Annotated in this window: 18 protein-coding genes and 1 tRNA gene; 10 read left to right on the plus strand and 9 right to left on the minus strand. The window is 34.8% G+C overall.

What is annotated here, in order from left to right:
- Positions 1-239: 239 nt before the first annotated feature.
- The 5 genes from BALOs_RS10260 to BALOs_RS10280 all read left to right on the plus strand — a co-directional run bounded on the left by BALOs_RS10260 (position 240) and on the right by BALOs_RS10280 (position 5,023).
- Positions 240-593, plus strand: coding sequence for a hypothetical protein (locus BALOs_RS10260; RefSeq protein WP_162929648.1), 354 nt, complete (start codon positions 240-242; stop codon positions 591-593).
- Positions 586-1,929, plus strand: a complete 1,344-nt coding sequence (locus tag BALOs_RS10265; protein ID WP_120405114.1) for a tetratricopeptide repeat protein — start codon at positions 586-588, stop codon at positions 1,927-1,929. Before BALOs_RS10260 ends, BALOs_RS10265 begins: the two co-directional genes overlap by 8 nt.
- 97 nt (positions 1,930-2,026) lie before the next feature.
- On the plus strand, positions 2,027-2,638 hold the full coding sequence (locus tag BALOs_RS10270) for a hypothetical protein (RefSeq protein WP_120405115.1): 612 nt from the start codon (positions 2,027-2,029) through the stop codon (positions 2,636-2,638).
- A 52-nt stretch (positions 2,639-2,690) separates the two neighbouring features.
- Positions 2,691-4,892: a hypothetical protein gene (locus BALOs_RS10275; RefSeq protein ID WP_120405116.1), complete on the plus strand. Its 2,202-nt coding sequence runs from the start codon at positions 2,691-2,693 to the stop codon at positions 4,890-4,892.
- Positions 4,893-4,947: 55 nt separating this feature from the next.
- Positions 4,948-5,023 (plus strand) — tRNA-Ala (locus BALOs_RS10280).
- A 279-nt stretch (positions 5,024-5,302) separates the two neighbouring features.
- Here the strand turns inward: BALOs_RS10280 and BALOs_RS10285 are convergent.
- Positions 5,303-5,716 carry a hypothetical protein gene (locus BALOs_RS10285; protein WP_120405117.1) on the minus strand — a complete coding sequence of 138 codons (414 nt, stop codon included), beginning with the start codon at positions 5,714-5,716 and terminating at the stop codon, positions 5,303-5,305.
- A 692-nt stretch (positions 5,717-6,408) separates the two neighbouring features.
- On the opposite strand from BALOs_RS10285, the gene BALOs_RS10295 reads away from it, so the two are divergent.
- Both BALOs_RS10295 and BALOs_RS10300 read left to right on the plus strand, forming a co-directional pair.
- Complete coding sequence (locus BALOs_RS10295; protein WP_120405118.1) at positions 6,409-6,741, plus strand: VF530 family DNA-binding protein; 333 nt, start codon at positions 6,409-6,411, stop codon at positions 6,739-6,741.
- An 11-nt stretch (positions 6,742-6,752) separates the two neighbouring features.
- A complete protein-coding gene (locus BALOs_RS10300; RefSeq protein ID WP_114705128.1) occupies positions 6,753-6,956 on the plus strand; it encodes a DUF5522 domain-containing protein in 204 nt (67 codons plus the stop codon).
- A 75-nt stretch (positions 6,957-7,031) separates the two neighbouring features.
- Here the strand turns inward: BALOs_RS10300 and BALOs_RS10305 are convergent, their stop codons facing one another.
- Complete coding sequence (locus BALOs_RS10305; protein WP_120405119.1) at positions 7,032-7,409, minus strand: hypothetical protein; 378 nt, start codon at positions 7,407-7,409, stop codon at positions 7,032-7,034.
- Between the two features lie 187 nt (positions 7,410-7,596).
- Between BALOs_RS10305 and BALOs_RS10310 the strand changes: the two genes are divergently transcribed.
- Positions 7,597-7,920: a hypothetical protein gene (locus tag BALOs_RS10310; RefSeq protein ID WP_114705130.1), complete on the plus strand. Its 324-nt coding sequence runs from the start codon at positions 7,597-7,599 to the stop codon at positions 7,918-7,920.
- Positions 7,921-7,962: 42 nt separating this feature from the next.
- Here the strand turns inward: BALOs_RS10310 and BALOs_RS10315 are convergent, their stop codons facing one another.
- The 7 genes from BALOs_RS10315 to BALOs_RS10345 form a co-directional block, all read right to left on the minus strand.
- Positions 7,963-8,373, minus strand: coding sequence for a hypothetical protein (locus BALOs_RS10315; protein ID WP_120405120.1), 411 nt, complete (start codon positions 8,371-8,373; stop codon positions 7,963-7,965).
- Positions 8,370-9,836 (minus strand): hypothetical protein, encoded by a 1,467-nt coding sequence (locus BALOs_RS10320; RefSeq protein WP_120405121.1) that lies wholly within the window; start codon positions 9,834-9,836, stop codon positions 8,370-8,372. Before BALOs_RS10320 ends, BALOs_RS10315 begins: the two co-directional genes overlap by 4 nt.
- A gap of 111 nt (positions 9,837-9,947) precedes the next feature.
- Complete coding sequence (locus BALOs_RS10325; protein ID WP_120405122.1) at positions 9,948-10,895, minus strand: hypothetical protein; 948 nt, start codon at positions 10,893-10,895, stop codon at positions 9,948-9,950.
- Entirely contained in the window at positions 10,892-11,740 is an 849-nt protein-coding gene (locus tag BALOs_RS10330) for a DUF4423 domain-containing protein (protein ID WP_120405123.1), read from the minus strand. Before BALOs_RS10330 ends, BALOs_RS10325 begins: the two co-directional genes overlap by 4 nt.
- A gap of 66 nt (positions 11,741-11,806) precedes the next feature.
- A complete protein-coding gene (locus tag BALOs_RS10335) occupies positions 11,807-12,283 on the minus strand; it encodes a hypothetical protein (RefSeq protein WP_120405124.1) in 477 nt (158 codons plus the stop codon).
- A 308-nt stretch (positions 12,284-12,591) separates the two neighbouring features.
- A complete protein-coding gene (locus BALOs_RS10340) occupies positions 12,592-13,935 on the minus strand; it encodes an ATP-binding protein (RefSeq protein ID WP_120405125.1) in 1,344 nt (447 codons plus the stop codon).
- 206 nt (positions 13,936-14,141) lie between these two features.
- On the minus strand, positions 14,142-14,558 hold the full coding sequence (locus BALOs_RS10345; RefSeq protein WP_120405126.1) for a CBS domain-containing protein: 417 nt from the start codon (positions 14,556-14,558) through the stop codon (positions 14,142-14,144).
- 220 nt (positions 14,559-14,778) lie between these two features.
- Between BALOs_RS10345 and BALOs_RS10350 the strand changes: the two genes are divergently transcribed.
- Together BALOs_RS10350 and BALOs_RS10355 are read left to right on the plus strand one after the other, a co-directional pair.
- A complete protein-coding gene (locus tag BALOs_RS10350; RefSeq protein ID WP_120405127.1) occupies positions 14,779-15,162 on the plus strand; it encodes a response regulator in 384 nt (127 codons plus the stop codon).
- A gap of 163 nt (positions 15,163-15,325) precedes the next feature.
- Positions 15,326-15,691 (plus strand): response regulator, encoded by a 366-nt coding sequence (locus BALOs_RS10355; RefSeq protein ID WP_114705139.1) that lies wholly within the window; start codon positions 15,326-15,328, stop codon positions 15,689-15,691.
- Positions 15,692-15,703 lie beyond the last annotated feature (12 nt).

The following is a 15,703-nucleotide window of genomic DNA, read 5'->3' on the forward strand; positions in this document are numbered from 1 at the left end:
TGTAATATAGTAATTTTAAGTACCTAGGATTTATTACGTCAATAAAAAAAACCGATCGCCTCCTATAATTGCCGAAAATTAGGCTTAACTATCCTAAATAACTGGGTAAAATACGTCATTTTGCATAAAATCCTTCCTTAAGATAGTCTTTAGAGATGGAAAAGCAAGTGTTTAAAATTGCAAGCCAAAAAAGCAACAGGTTCATTTTAGTAATTAAGAACCTTACCAGTCACACTAGTGTGCTTGAGATAAATAAGTGTCATCTTGTTATGCTTGTGTCTCCGCAAAAACTAACGGCTTTATTACCGAAAAATAGCTGTGCCTTAGGGCATAGGATTGAATTATATATTGTCCAAAATTCACTTGTAACAAAGGCCAATTCAGCCGATTTAACAATGCATGAGCAGGCCATAAAGCTAACAAGTGAAGTCATGGATATTGGTGCATATAACGACGAGCAGAACCACGTAACTTTTAAAGTTCTGGAAGAGAGTAAGGAGATGCACGAGAAGATTGAAAATGTAATTTTGAATCGATTAGAGAAGACAAATAATTTATTAGATAAATTTAGGAAAGTACCAGTCGATGAGTAACGAAGATCCAAGAAAACAAACATTCTTTAAAGACTTAGAAGTCTTAGTGGTTGAGTCTCTCGGTAATGCCCGTGTTGCATACGAGAATGCATTCAAGTCACTTGGTATTGAACGTAAGAATGTACGTTTTGCTAAGACTTTTCATGATGCCCTAAAAGAGCTCGACTCTTTTGAGCCCAATCTTGTTTTTAGCTACGAAGTACTTGATCAAGGTCGCTATAACGACGTTTTAAAGAAGCACTTAAAGCTTCAGCCAAATCGAATCAACAACAGCTTCATTCTACTGACTCAAAATGATTCCATTGATGCGATTTCAAAAATTGCTCAACAACAAGTGGATCTCGTTCTACCGATCCCATTCACTGTAGATAGTATAAAAGCCTTAATGGATAAGTTATACGAGATGAAATCATCTCCAAGTGATTATCGAAAACTTATCAATGCCGCTTATGAACAAGTAGGAAAAGATCATGCAAAAGTTTTTGAGATTGTAGAGAAGGCCAGAGAGTTATCAAAAGGGCCATATGAAACATATTATCTGGAAGGACTTTGTCATTTCAAAGATAAGAATTTTGAAGAGTCCCTTAAAGCACTTGAGAAGTCTTATACAATAAACCCAAAAGACTTTAATACTCTAAAGCTATTTTTTAAAACTTATAAACATCAGAAAAATTACTATATGGCCTTGCAGTATTCACTTAAACTGCATGCGGACTACCCTATTTCACCAGATATGTTGAAAGACTTATCGATGGTTGCAGTTGCAGCTGGTAAGCATGAATTAATTTTAAATTATTATGATGCTTATAAGAAAGTAAATGAGCCTTCAGATGAGATCAAAGATGCCATTTCTGCGGCCATTGTCATCTATGCTCGATGTGAACTTGAAAAAATTGAATTTGATAAATCATCTATTCAAGACTTACAAAAAAATAAGAAATACTTAAAGGCATTAAAGCTAATTGAGGAAGCTTCAATCATTTGCGCAACAAAGCCTGCTATTTTAGAAAAAATGATTATTATCCTGACTCAAACACCAGATAATAAGACCACTAAATTCGTGCAAGTTAAGCAAAAAGAAAAATTTCCAAAGTATGAGAATGCTCCACTAATGGATGCCCTCGTAGCAGATAAAGACTCTACTGCTTCCCAGTCTTTAAAGATGGCCATCGATACATTAAATAGTGGTTTCAAATCAGAAGAATTATTTGAGATTATCATCAAGCGCTCTGTCGATATGAATCGTAAAGAAGAGAGTATTCAGGAGTGGTATGAGCAGGCCATCAAAATCTATCCCCATATGAAGTCTCGTCTGAATAAATTTTATAACGCTTAACGAAATTCCAGTCACTTACGCACTTTGAAAAATAAATTCCTTTGCAGAATTTTCCTTAAATTATATAAAAATGGGAAATATTAGGGAGGGGTTTATTATGTTTAGAGCAGTTATATTGCTAGTGGCCATTGTTTATCTAACAAGCACAATGGCACAATTTAGAGCACCACAAATACCGAACTATACACAATCTGCATGTGTTGAAAAATTGTGTTCAGGTAACGAAAGAGAATGTTCATCTAATTATGAACTAAGAAGAATTTACGATGCGTGTACAAGACAACTGGACTTAGGTTGTATTAACAATTCAATGAGACTTCTTTCACGTTTTGATCAAAATGATCACAATGAGCTTTATGCAATTGCTCGTTCTTGCCAATACGTAACAGGAAATGTTCAAGCAACAGTAATGGCAAATTTAAGTCGCTACGATCGAAATGACCTTAATGAAGTAACAAGCTTAAATTCACAACTTTGGTTAGTACAAAATTCATGTCTTAACAGTGCGCTTTCAAGATTAAACAGAAGAGACTTTGATAGCCAAGAAGACATCAGAAGAGTTATGTCACAATGTGTAGGAACATTTAATGTTGCCTGCTTTGAAAATGAATGTGATGGACACTTCGCATGTAATGATCAAAATGAAGTAGTAAATGCTTTAAGAAAATGTATAAGTGGACCTAGTCTACAAGACCGTCGTCGTCTATAAATAACGAAATATAAAACACACAAGAAACACAACACACACAATTAGGTTTTTAATGACGAAAATTCTTTTTAAAATAATGGCCATCACGATGGTGGCCACTTTTACACAAGCAGACTTTAACCGTTCAATTCTCTTTAGTGGTCGACTAGCGAATTCATGTGAATTTGTAAGCGATCAAGCTGTCCTTGAAGTTGTTGACTCCCTAACAATAGCAATTAAAGACATCAAAGATGAGCGCTATCGTTGCCAATCAATCTATGCAAACTCAAAGGCCTTCCTTTCTTCACTAAGTGAGCAATATAAGGGTAATGCCAATGAAGTTTCTATTATCGATTCAAACTTAGAGACGATTGCCAGTGAGGTTTATCAACTGGTGGCAAATAGTAATTATAACGGTGAATATGATGCTGAGATTCTCTCTCTACAAAGAAGAAGAAATGAGATCCTCGATTCAGATTATCGTAAAGAAAATGGCGTTGTTGATAGTCTCACAATGGCCACAACAATCTTAGATGACCTAAGAGATGCGCCAGAATGTGATGATGACTTAGGTCCAAAAATGCTTCGCCCTGCAGTTATGTTAATGGGACAAGTTGCCGGTGCTCTATACCCAGGCTCTTCCCTATTTACTTCTGCAGCTTCTACAGGACTTGCCAATATGGTTGATAGTCTTGTCTCTTACGTAAGTTATAAAGGAAGTGATGCTTATCAAGCGTTAGAAGACTTATATAATGATAGAAATTACTACGTATCTTATAAGTGTGCATATAAGAATATCAATGCCATGACTTGTAACCTACGTCGTAAGAATGCAACAAGAGAAGAAGCTAAGTGGTTATATGACTACATTCAAAGGCTAGATACTCCAGACAAAGACTTTCAAAGAATTAAAGATTTAAGAAAGCACTACCCTCGTATCCAAAGAATTCTGAGTGAATTAAGAGATATTTATGAAACTGCAAATCAACAGGATACAATTGTAACCATTGCAACTCTTCAAAAGGAGCAAGCAAAGCTTAGACTGCAGCAGCCTGATCCATATCAAATCGAAGAGTGGAATGATGAATATCAAAATATAAAAACTTGGGGAACGTGGTCACAAACTTTAACCTGGTTTGCTAATGTAAATACAAAGTTAAATGTCTATTGTCGTGAATTCCAAGACGGTAAGTACTGGGTAAATCAGAATAGTGATTGCCAGGAAAACCAAATTGCTCGAAATGAAGATCGTACACAGTATATTCAAGAAGTAATTAAACCAGCTCTAGCTGATCTTGCAGCCGACAAAGAAAGACTTTCAGAGAAGCTTAGAAATTCAGTTAACGTTGAAAGATTATATAAAATCATCGAAGCAGAAGATAATTGGCGAGATAATAAGAAAGATTATTCAATCTCAGAAGTAATCGAAATCTTTGAAGAGGATTTAACAAAAACGGGAACGAGGCCACAAGCAACTGCCCTATTTTCAGTTCGCATGAGAAACGCTTTAAAAGCACTTAAGGCCCTTGTTAATTTTGAGAAGGTTGTTGTCAATGTTCCAAGTCTGACACCAGAAGACTGTGATATCGACGCTCCAAATTGCCAGTGCAATAGCTTTAAGGACCTATCACAAGCAGCTTATACTTATTTAGCAAATAATTTATCAGATGGTGATGTTCTTTCAGTTGAGACAATCGATGCGACTTTCTACAACTACATCCGTGCAGTTGAAGAATACTTCCTCTATGGACTTCCATATGCAGAAAGCCCACAGCTAACATATGAGGATAGCTTAAATTATTCGAAATATACTTTTTTAATCCCAATCTATCGCGGAATTCAACAAAATCTACTAAGAGGAGATAATGTTGGAGCAAGTAATATTCCTCTCATGAATACGGCAAGAGAAAGCTTTGAGAAAGTTTTTGGAAAGTCGATTATTAAGATCCTAAATAAGAATGCAAAGAAAGTTCTTAAGAAGGGAAAAAGACACGATAGCTATCGTGACACTCTCCATTCCTGTGCTATCTACTACCCAATGCTTAAGAAAAAAGGCATGGGACTAAGAGCAAAATTCTTAGCAAAGAGATGTGCTGAGATTCTTGATGACAGCGGTGGTATTCCCTACCTAGTCAATGGAAGCGAGCGCTTCTCAACTAGAAATGAAGCCTATGAGTCACAGTGCTTCTATCGTAACTACGAAGAGGCCGTAAGTGTAAAGAAGGCCGAACTTGCTCGAGAACTTGATCAAAATGGAGATCTTCCAGAATTATAATATTGCCAAGCCCTCACGGTTTGGCTATTATTCTTCTTGAAAATATCTCAATTGAGGGCCTTTAGCTCAGCTGGGAGAGCGCTTCGCTGGCAGCGAAGAGGTCAGCGGTTCGATCCCGCTAAGGTCCACCAAAATAAAAAAGCCCACTCAACGAGTGGGCTTTTTTGTTTTTATGGATATTAGTAAGCGATCTAATTGCTCTTGGCGGTTGCCTACAGGATGTAGGTATGTCGCGGAGGCCATGGATGGCCGAGAGCGACTCCCATGCAAACTTGCCAACATTCTTAACTAACTTCCCAAAAAACAATTTCGCTTTAATATATGGCTCTAGGTCACTTTCCGTTGATCTTGTATTAAGAAAAGCATCTGGAACTTTTTATGTTTGTGTTTAGTAGCGCTTTTTGACGCTTTTACTTTACTGTTAGACAGTGAAACTTTTTTTCTGATACAAGCTCATTATCTTTAAGATTTGTAACTACAATTTTAAGTCCGTCTTCAGTTTTTATATAATCTCTTACGATCTCAATAAAATACTTATTCTTATATTTTCCAGCGAAGACCTCACTAAGAGTATCCTGAGAACAACTTCCCATAGTGTAAGCATTAACATAGTTATTCGTTAAAAATTCTCTCTTTAGTCCATCAGTGAAAACTCGATCAGTATAAAATGAGAAGTGAACATCGAATGCATGAGTACCGTCAACGATAACTTCCTCAATGTTTACATTAAAGTCGGCAAAGTTATTCTCGCAGTGATATTGAGATTCAAATTGTGGACATGCATATATTGCAGTGGCCATGAGTAATACTAAAATAGTTTTCATTTTTCCCCCTAAGAATATTTAAACTATTATCAGAAATTAAGATTAATTGGTCAATTATTGTGCACAGCAACTACTTTATAATTGTTTTAGGTGCTTTATTTTATGCCTAATTCGAAAAGCCTTTTGAAAATAGACTCATTATCTAAATTCTTAAGTTCTCCCTGTACTGAATAGCAATATATGTCAGCAAAACAGAGTATTTCAGGGTCTGGTTTACAAAAAATAACATCAAAAGCTAGCCTGTTTTTTCCATATAAGCCCCGATGTATCATTTTTGCAGAAAATATTAACAAATCCCCTTTTCAATATTTAGCTCCAGGTCACTTTTCGTTGACCTTGCGTAAAGAAAAAGCACCTGGAACTACAGTTTAAAATCGAAAGTCGACTCCTCTAAATACTTACTCTACACCTTCACTCGGGAAACAGAAAATTCACATTTATTTTGCATGAACTCTACCCTTCTCCAACAATTAGTCCGCACACCAGCGATAGACTAATTTATATAGAAAATGACTTCTAAAGAATCATTTAACAAGGAGACAATTATGAAAAAGCTAAACATTAATACTAAAGAAAAGGGGTCAGTTTAACTGGCCTTTTTTTTACTTTGATCTCCTTTGCTTTTTCACTTTCCTTAGGTAAAGAAAAAACACTATTTACCGCTTTAATGAGTTAGGATAGTTTTAAACAAAATGAAAGCAGGTAAAAAAATGAATGATCAAAGTAATCGCAAGAAGGACCCTTTAGAAGGTGTGACTTTAAAGATGATGTTAACAGATGTCATCAACCTCTTTGGCTGTAAAGATATCTATAAAATGACTGAGATTAATAGCTTCAATGATGAACCTCCGATGTTCAATAAAATTTTAAAATTTATTAGAAAGAATCCATGGGCCATTCAAAAGATTGAAAAGATGTATCGAGGGAATTTAGAGACGATAGAGAAAATGAAACGCGATGGAACCGTATCAAAAAAGGACCTTGCTCTAGGTAGTGGTACTGGTGGACGTAAGACAAAATATTAAGAGGAACTAACTTGTCCAGAAATAAGAAGAAAAAGAATAATCTGAGAGCACAATATCGCCTCCTTCATGATGAGGCCCAAAGAAATGGTGAAGACTATTATAGAGATCCTGTAACAGGAGGTAGAGTCTCAACAGAGGCCCGCTTAAAGAGAATGAGAAAGTGCTGTAAAGATGGCTGTCGCCATTGCCCATGGGGTTTCAAAAAAAGAAGTTAATAGAAAATCAATCAAATAGATACAGGTACTAACTCTCTAACAATAGGTAAAAGAAAAAGCACCTGTAATATATATTTAGAGATTTCTCTTATTCATTTCAATAAGTACTAAACTTAAAGCAGATTGAATTTTAGATAAGTCGTGCTCATACTTGCGTTTCATATCAGCATGACGTCCAAGGCTTCCAAATGCCCCCAGAAGAGTGCTTTGAGAGTCCTCTACTCTGGCCTTTAAGTATGAAAGCTTTGATTCTGACGCCTTCATTAGTTCTTCTTTTAGAGTCAATAATGTCCTATCAGAACACATTGAAGCGTCGTAGATTAGAGTATAAGCGTCTTGTTTTGCCTTCTTAAGAGACATGACCTTTTCTTCTGACATATTGTAGAAACAGCTATTAGATGCAAATGCTTGTGATGTTGAGAGTATAACGCTTAAGATGATAATTGCTTTCATAAAGTTTTCCTCATTTCTTTAATTTATAGTTTTCACCAATATATTAACGCAAGATCTATCCATATCAATTCAACTAACACTTCTTATAGGAGTGTCTATTATTTAGACATAAAAGAATAATATTCAATAAAAGTCTTCGATAGATTGATTAGTGGTAAAAAAGAACAAATGAAATTAGGGGGAATAAATGAAATCATTAATTATTGGACTATCTATTATTACATCACTTACTTCATCAGCACTTGGGGTAGATTTTGATAAAAATCTAGACATTGCAATCAGAAAAGCGGCAATTGCAACAGACCTTAAATTTAACTGTAGAGGATCTCTTCAGGAAAATAAATTGAGCTCACTTTGTGATCAAACAATCCGCGATGCAATTGAAGAAGGATTTAGTGATCAAGAAATCGTAGATTCAATTATGCGAGTACCAAATCGTGGAGATGAACGAGAAGCTCTACAATTTGAAGGCATTGAAGAAGCAATTGAAGAAGTTTATAGAAGCATGTAAGTTTAATGCCCTGATAAAACAGGGCCATCTTTTAAATAAAAACTATCCATTACCTTCGCGTGTTTCTCTTTCAACCATTTCTTCGAGTTTCTTATGAAGCTCTCTATTCTTTTTAGATACAACTTTATTGAAGATTGGAAGAAATTCTTTCTTTCTCTTTTTCATAACAGGGTCAATTAACTCAGACAAAAAGTAGTTCTGATTAACATTTAGAAGCTTGTCGTATACACGGCAAAGCTCTTTTGCCAGCTCAGGAGACCATTCATCAACTAATTCATCCGAACTTTTTCGAATAAGTGTTAGAAGTTTATTATCACCACTTCCCTTGATTTCTTTTACCGCCTTGAGATCTTTTATATATGCCTCTTTCATATTCGAGCCAAAGCTCTGGTATGACATTAGGATCAACGAAAAAGAGATAAGAATATATTTTAAATATCGTTTTAAAATCATTGTGGAACCTCCTGCAGTTGTTCCTTATATGAATCCGGTATCTGGTAATAGATGGCAATCGGCCTTCTAAGGCCACCGACGCGAGTTGGTTCATCATTGATAAAGTCACTTATGTATTCATTCTCAGATGCCTTAATTTCAATATGCCCAGGTGCTCCTCTTCTGACTCCATCGACTGTCGTATTACGATTTGAATTTATTTTTTCATAAACGATAATCGCACCAGGAGGAGCAGTCTCAGGAGTTAAGTGAGACATTTCAGGATAATCGAGAATATTTTCAAACCCATGTTTTCTAAGCCAATTCCCACCTTCGACAGCATCATCTGCATTACGACTCCATGGATATTCAGAGAAGTTTGCATAACGCTCACCCTCTTCGCCAGGATATGGATAGATCGCATGCTTAACATATGCTGCACACTTTGCTATTGATCTATTTGCTGGTTTGCTATTAGAAAAGCCACTTCTATTACAAAGCTCTCGTAAGCATTTAGATGCATTATTTCTAATTCTTGTAATCGTATCACGCATACGGGGCTCTTGAGTTGCATTTGATATCGCCTCTTCTAAGACTTTGCGATTCTGTAATCGTATGGCCTCTTGCTTCTCTTCTAATTCTTTAGCATATTGAACTGCTTTCTCACCTAATCCATTTGTTATTCGATCTAATTCATCTTGATTAAATGGGGTGATAATTTTTGGTAAGTAAGATAGTAGATTATCTTGATTTGAACATTGTACTACGACTTCAGACGTCGTCTCTAAAATCTGAAAAAGTCTATCGCAATATGCAAATGGAGTGTCCTGTACTTCACAAGAGCGAAGCGTTTCTAGTGTCGTGGCCAGATATTGACTAAGCTTTTCTGGATTATCAATTAGTGATTCGACATGAGCTTCTAAATTATTTGGTTGGGCCAAAAAGTCATCAATACAAGAGCTCGTTGAAAGTCTTGGGTCAGAGTCATCTGTTGTGGTACAAATACCTTTTCCATCATCTCCTGGCCCAAAAATTAAAGGGTTACATCGAAAGAGATTGGCCCCTCCACAAGAGTTACGATATTTCTCGCCAAAGATTTCAAGTTCTGCATTATTTCGAACAGAGCGAGACCAAGGAGCTTGGCATTTACTATTTTTGATAGTCGTCATCCAGCCTCCGAAGTGACAATAAATTGTCGGATCATCTATTGAAGCGTATGCACTATCGAGTATACTCTCTAAGAAATAGAGCTTATTAACTGTTAAATATACGTTGATTTTTTCTTGCTCATAATCAGTTTTTCTAGCTTCCTGATCTAGTGAATTTAAAAGATTAATATGTAAGTCTTTACGTTGAGAAATACTTAACTTTGAGTAAGCGACGCTTAATCTCTCTTGTGTCCACTCAAACTCACTTGCCAAGACAATAGAATTAAAGCCAATGAATAAAAATATAAGAACTATGTTCTTAATGTCTCTTCTCACATCTTCCCCACGAAATATCTCTGTATCTATTTCGGTTTAAACGTGGAAGAACTTTAGTAAAACACTACACTATAGACGAATTCCAAGCTTAGGTAATTGAAATCACTAAGACTATTCTATTATCATTTTCTTTATTGAATAAGTAGCGTTTGAACTTAGCTGTAAGTGCGCCTCAAATACTCTCTCCTCTATCCAAGTCATACCACGGCCATCAAAGCATGTGATTGTAATCCAGCCTTTAAAAGGAACAATACTAGAATCTGGGCTTATTGAGTATTCCTTCCCCCAATGAATATTTTCTAACTTCATGCCTACAGGAAAAAGACTTTCATCTTCACAACTAATTTTTTTTCGAAAATCTGGCGTTAGTGAAAATGACTTATCTAAATAATACATTTGAATTGTTGAAAAAGTGTAACCAGATGAGAAGTTTACAACTTCAAGGCTTAGCTGTTTATTATAGCTTAAGAAATAGTCTATCCTCTTTTTATTAAGATCCATATTGGAGCTAACTTTGGCACCTAGATAATCTAAGTAATGATGATTATCCAAACCTGTTAGATGTCCCGTTTCATGAATAAGTAGCGCAACAATTTGGCCAAAGTTAATAGCAGGAATATCTCTGTTATCTATATCTTCATATAATAAGTCACTATTAATAAAAATAGGGCCATCATTTGTTAGACCGGTAACAGCAAGTCTTACTCTATTTTCACCTTCAGTGTAGAATAATTTCCCACTGTCCTTTCCTGATAAAAAAATTAACTTCTCACTATCTTTAGAATTAAGACGGGCAATATTTAAGATCTTTTTTAAATCTAATTCTTCTTGTTGTGTTAGCTCACAATCTAAAGAAAGTAGACAGTCTTCGATATATAAAGGCAAATTTAAAAGTGCATTAGTAAAGTCTTGCTCTACGACACCCCCACCGTTTCCGACATAATCACCCATTCTTGCCACTATATCAGGAGTAACATTATTTGTTTTTTTATAACCAAAAGCATGTGGTGTATTTAATAAAATCAAAAAAATACATTTGTAGATAATTATTTTCATCATTGTTGCTTACCTTTTTTTACCAAAGTATGTGGAAAAAACTGAATATTGAGCTGATAAATTGAGTCTGCATTCTTATCTTTTGCAAAAGTGTGATTAAATTCCTGACAAAACTCTATAATCTTATCCTTAGCTTTTGAGATATCATCATCGCCAATGGCCAGTGTTAAAGAGCTAATTTGCCTTAGGGCCATTTCTATTTCATCAATGGACTCATGCCCTCTTGAAATCATTTCCTTATGATGAGAGCGAATGGCAGAAGAAGGAATCGTATCTCCTGTAGAGTAACCCTTTGTCGGTTTTTTTAAATTGCCATCCTTATCTCTTTTTAAAACCCCCATTTTCACTAATTGTTCAATCGAACTCTTAACTTTAGAAGCTTGAACTTTTTTTCTTAGCTGATTTGAAATCCAATCATAATCTTCTCTAAAGTCTTCTAAGAGAACTAAGTTTTTAATAGCAAAGAAATGCCATTGTGAAATATATGAAAATTCATCTAAACTAATACGATTAAATGTACCATGAGATTTGAGTTTATTTAGATATTGTAAAGTCCTTGAGCAATCTTTATTTTTTCGTTTTTCTTTTTCAAGCTGAACAAGTAATTGCAAATACCTTGCTTCATCTTCAGACAAATCTAAATCAAAAGCAATAGAAGCAATCAAATCATGACTAGGAACTCTTTGTCCCTTTAAGACCATAGAAAGAATTGAAGAAGACTTATAACCGAGACGTGTGGCCCACTGCTCGAGTGTCTTTGGACGTGATTTAAAATGAGACGCTGGCGAGACTACATAATTTAAGTAGTCTAAAAAATTATCAAAATTTAAAGCTGATACTTTTTCCATTGCCAATTTTTCTTCTTATAAAAACACAAAAAGGGGGCCGAGGCCCCCCTACAACACAATCACTTATTAGTTACAAGCTGGTACGCTGTAGTCTAACTCGCTAGTTCTATAAACGTTAGTTCCACCTCTTGAAGTGTACTCAACGTCTAGAGTCCCATCTAATTCATATGAACGATTTTCAATTCCGTATTGAAGACATTTACCTAGTACACGGTCATCGCTATCTCTTGTGTATTCTCTTTCAAGACATACTTTAACAGTGTAATTAATTGCAGTTGTGAGAACACCTGTTTCAAAACCATTACATACGTAATCATAGTGTCCATCTGATTTTTTTCCACTGTCTGCAACCCATACCTTTGAGTATCCTGTACAATATTTAACAGGTGATAAAGTTCTTAGATTTTCACCGTCAGTACATACCTCAAGAATTGATCCAACATGACCTTGTGCCGAAAAGAATACTTCATCACCGATGACATTTCTTTGTGAAGCAAAAGTGTTAGCAGTAAATAAAATTGCGAATAGTGCGATTAGTTTCATAAATTCTCCCTAAATATAGTTTGTTAGTATCAAAAAGTTTTCTTTATAAAAACTTTAAACTTAATTTATTGAAAAGAATTTATGAATTCAGAAAAATAATGACAAGTGATATTTTCACAAAAATAAAAATTATTTTTCACAAAAAAGAAAATCGCAATATTTTCAATATCTTACTCGTGCCATTTTCACATTTTGTGAAAAAAAATGCTAAAAAAGTAAACTACTAGAATTACATCTTCTTGTGAAAGTGTGTGAAGAAAACAGAGGAATTTTTGCGCTCAAATAATTATTTAAGCCCGTATTTTGTTCTAAACAGGGAGCTCAATATTGAATGTTGTGCCATGCCCTGGTTCGGAGTCATAACTGATTGTTCCGTTATGCTCTTTGATAAAATTGAAAGATAGAGATAGGCCTAGCCCACTACCTTTTCCAAACTCTTTAGTTGTAAAATAAGGTTCAAAGACTTTCCTTTTGATTGCATCACTAATTCCAACACCCGAGTCGGAAACTTTAATTTGCACCTTTTCATTTGACTGAGAAAGAGTGACTTTAATCTCTTTATTATCACTTCCTTCAAGAGCATCTTTTGCGTTAGATAAGAGATTCATCATTACTTGCTGAATCTTTCCAGGATTACCGTTGATTTTGATATCGCCTACTTGATTTTCAAGAGTAACTTCAATTCCATAATGATCATAGATTTGCTCAACCATAGCAATACAATCTTGAACGATCTGTGCAAGATTGAATTCTACCGTTTTCACATCATCTTTACGTGCAAAGGTTCTAAGTCCTTTAACGATATTTTCAATTTGATTTGCAGAGCCTTCGATCTTTTCAAATGAATTTATAATGCTTGCTTCATTTTTATTATTCTTATAACTTTCTCTCTTTAATCTTGTTAGATACCCTTTAATAATTGTTAATGGCCCATTTATTTCATGGCCAATCCCGGCGGCCAGCTCGCCAATAGCAGCAAGCTTTGAACTATGAGTAATGACTTGATCCTTTTGTCTTAACTCATTTAATTGCGAGATCAGTTTTTGTTTAATTGGAATAATAATTTTAAAGAATTCGTAGATTAATAAGAGAATAATTAATGTGAAAAGTATAAACTCAACTTTACTTAGATTTAAAATTCTTGATTTTGAATAATCTGCAGACTCATAAACAATATGATTCATCGTTGCTAAGAAGCTTTCTGAATGATTGACGATATTGTTAAGACTATCTTTTTGGGTCTGACAGTTATTGATTAAACAAACAACATCCTCTTCCATCATTTTTAACACAGGATCTAATGCTAAGTACTTATCTCTTATACTATCTGTGAATGCAGGAGCGATTTTGTGATCTTCACTACCATTTTTAAGATGGTTGTGTGTAGAAAAAAGAAGCTCTTTTGTTTTTAAGATGTCTTTACTAAGAGCGAGTTTTCTTTCTTCCCCACTTAAGGAATAAAGCAGGGATTGCTTGGCAAGTCTTTGGCTTAGCATACGCTGGCGGCCGGCCAAGTTAATTATCTCAGAATAACTTTCTTGCTGAAGAATGAAGTATTGCACTAATGCCTGGGCCAAGATAGTAAAAGCAACAATTGAAATAAAAGCTACGAGATACTTAAATGTAATACTTTTCTCGTTTACAATTTTCATTATTAAGATATGTCCTTCGTAAATGGATAGAGAACAAATATTTTGAAACTATACAAATATAATAGGTTTAGCTCTTATTACGAAAATTAAACTACTTATACAAGTTTATAAACTTAAATTTAGAAAAATATGATAAAAAAATGTGTCATAACCAAAGAAGTTATAGATTCCAGTGTACTACACGCTTTCTGAACTGATACTAAAATTTAGCGAAGATCACTTCTCTCATATGCATCAGTAACAAATATTTCAACGAGAGCATTAAGAGCATCTGTAACAGTGAAGATTCCGTACACCTTTCCATTTTCATCCAGGACAATTGCTGAGCCAACTTTATTATTTGAAAGTTGATAGGCCACTTCTCCAAGATTATCACCACGATAAACAGATAAAACAGATTCATTCATAAAGTCTCTTACTCTAATTGCTTCCTGCCAATCTTTCCCATACAAGGCCATCACGTCACGCTCTGAGATAATCCCTAAGATTTGCTCTCCATCACTTACCGGAAGGTGTCTGATATTATTTTCTTTCATAATACTAAAGGCCTGATCCAATAGAGCATTCTCGGAGATGACATGAAGGATAGGTGTTGTGAATTCTTCGACTTTAATATTTTTCATTATAAGCTCCTTGTTTAATAAAATTCTATCACTTCAAGTTACAATTAATCTGAGCTATATCAGAGAATTCATTAAAATTAAGGTATATTTCAATGCTATAAGAAGCGTGTACTACACTCTATTTAATAAGCTATTGAAAACAAACGATATTTAATAATTGATTTGAATTAAAGCGTTATGTGTTTGTAATTTAAACAGCAAAACAATATAATCTGCTTATATGAAGACGGATAGAAAGAAAGTCATACTAGTTGCCGAAGACGAACCAATCTTAAATGAGATGTATGTTGAAGCATTTGAGTCACTTGGTTATAAAACAGTTGGTGTTTATGATGGCCATCAGGCTCTGGCCTTTGCAAAAGAAAATCAAGTAGACTTTCTAGTCACGGACTTAAAAATGCCAAAAATGGATGGAATAACTCTTATCGAAGAGCTTAGAAAAATTCACCCAGAAATTCCACCTGTTCTTATTATTACTGGCTTTATCGATGAAGCAAATACTTTAAGGGCCAAAGAGTTAGGCGCTCTTGATCTCATGACAAAACCATTTGATTTCGACAATGTCATTGGAAAAATTGAAAAGACTTTTGATCAAGCCAGCTAAATTTTTTCTTAAAAATATTAAATTTCTTATCTAAAGCCTTATCAAACTTTCATATCTCTTAAGTCAAAAGCCATAATTAGCTGATTTTTATCATATTTTAAACGCAATGCTCTGTAACACACCATACGTTGCTCAAACTAAATAAATTCAATAAGATACATGTATGCTAGATAAAACAAGAAAGAAAGTTGTAATTGCTGAAGATGAAACAACATTGAATGAAATATATGTGGAGATCCTAGAAGATCTCGGCCATGAAGCAGTGGGTTTTGAAGATGGTGCAACAGCACTTGATTATATATTGAAAAACGAAGTTGATTTTGTTGTAAGTGACTTAAAGATGCCTATAATGGACGGTTTGACACTTCTAAAAGAGCTAAGAAAGAGGCATCCATCGCATCCTCCAGTGCTCATCATAACGGGTTATTTTAACCCACAAATAAGAAAGGATGCATTGGAATTTGGCGTTGTCGATCTCATTTCTAAGCCGTTTGATTTTGAAAAAATAAGTGAATACCTGGATCGCTAAAACTCACAGCTA

Origin of the sequence: Halobacteriovorax sp. BALOs_7 (genome assembly GCF_003612895.1) — a bacterium.
Classification (GTDB): domain Bacteria; phylum Bdellovibrionota; class Bacteriovoracia; order Bacteriovoracales; family Bacteriovoracaceae; genus Halobacteriovorax_A; species Halobacteriovorax_A vibrionivorans.

Excerpts from the sequence above, each read along its gene's own strand:
- BALOs_RS10265 (WP_120405114.1), top strand. The coding sequence starts at position 586 with ATGAGTAACGAAGATCCAAGAAAACAAACATTCTTTAAAGACTTAGAA.
- BALOs_RS10270 (WP_120405115.1), top strand. The coding sequence starts at position 2,027 with ATGTTTAGAGCAGTTATATTGCTAGTGGCCATTGTTTATCTAACAAGC.
- BALOs_RS10275 (WP_120405116.1), top strand. The coding sequence starts at position 2,691 with ATGACGAAAATTCTTTTTAAAATAATGGCCATCACGATGGTGGCCACT.
- BALOs_RS10285 (WP_120405117.1), bottom strand. The coding sequence starts at position 5,716 with ATGAAAACTATTTTAGTATTACTCATGGCCACTGCAATATATGCATGT.
- BALOs_RS10295 (WP_120405118.1), top strand. The coding sequence starts at position 6,409 with ATGAAAGCAGGTAAAAAAATGAATGATCAAAGTAATCGCAAGAAGGAC.
- BALOs_RS10305 (WP_120405119.1), bottom strand. The coding sequence starts at position 7,409 with ATGAAAGCAATTATCATCTTAAGCGTTATACTCTCAACATCACAAGCA.
- BALOs_RS10310 (WP_114705130.1), top strand. The coding sequence starts at position 7,597 with ATGAAATCATTAATTATTGGACTATCTATTATTACATCACTTACTTCA.
- BALOs_RS10315 (WP_120405120.1), bottom strand. The coding sequence starts at position 8,373 with ATGATTTTAAAACGATATTTAAAATATATTCTTATCTCTTTTTCGTTG.
- BALOs_RS10325 (WP_120405122.1), bottom strand. The coding sequence starts at position 10,895 with ATGATGAAAATAATTATCTACAAATGTATTTTTTTGATTTTATTAAAT.
- BALOs_RS10330 (WP_120405123.1), bottom strand. The coding sequence starts at position 11,740 with ATGGAAAAAGTATCAGCTTTAAATTTTGATAATTTTTTAGACTACTTA.
- BALOs_RS10335 (WP_120405124.1), bottom strand. The coding sequence starts at position 12,283 with ATGAAACTAATCGCACTATTCGCAATTTTATTTACTGCTAACACTTTT.
- BALOs_RS10340 (WP_120405125.1), bottom strand. The coding sequence starts at position 13,935 with ATGAAAATTGTAAACGAGAAAAGTATTACATTTAAGTATCTCGTAGCT.
- BALOs_RS10345 (WP_120405126.1), bottom strand. The coding sequence starts at position 14,558 with ATGAAAAATATTAAAGTCGAAGAATTCACAACACCTATCCTTCATGTC.
- BALOs_RS10350 (WP_120405127.1), top strand. The coding sequence starts at position 14,779 with ATGAAGACGGATAGAAAGAAAGTCATACTAGTTGCCGAAGACGAACCA.
- BALOs_RS10355 (WP_114705139.1), top strand. The coding sequence starts at position 15,326 with ATGCTAGATAAAACAAGAAAGAAAGTTGTAATTGCTGAAGATGAAACA.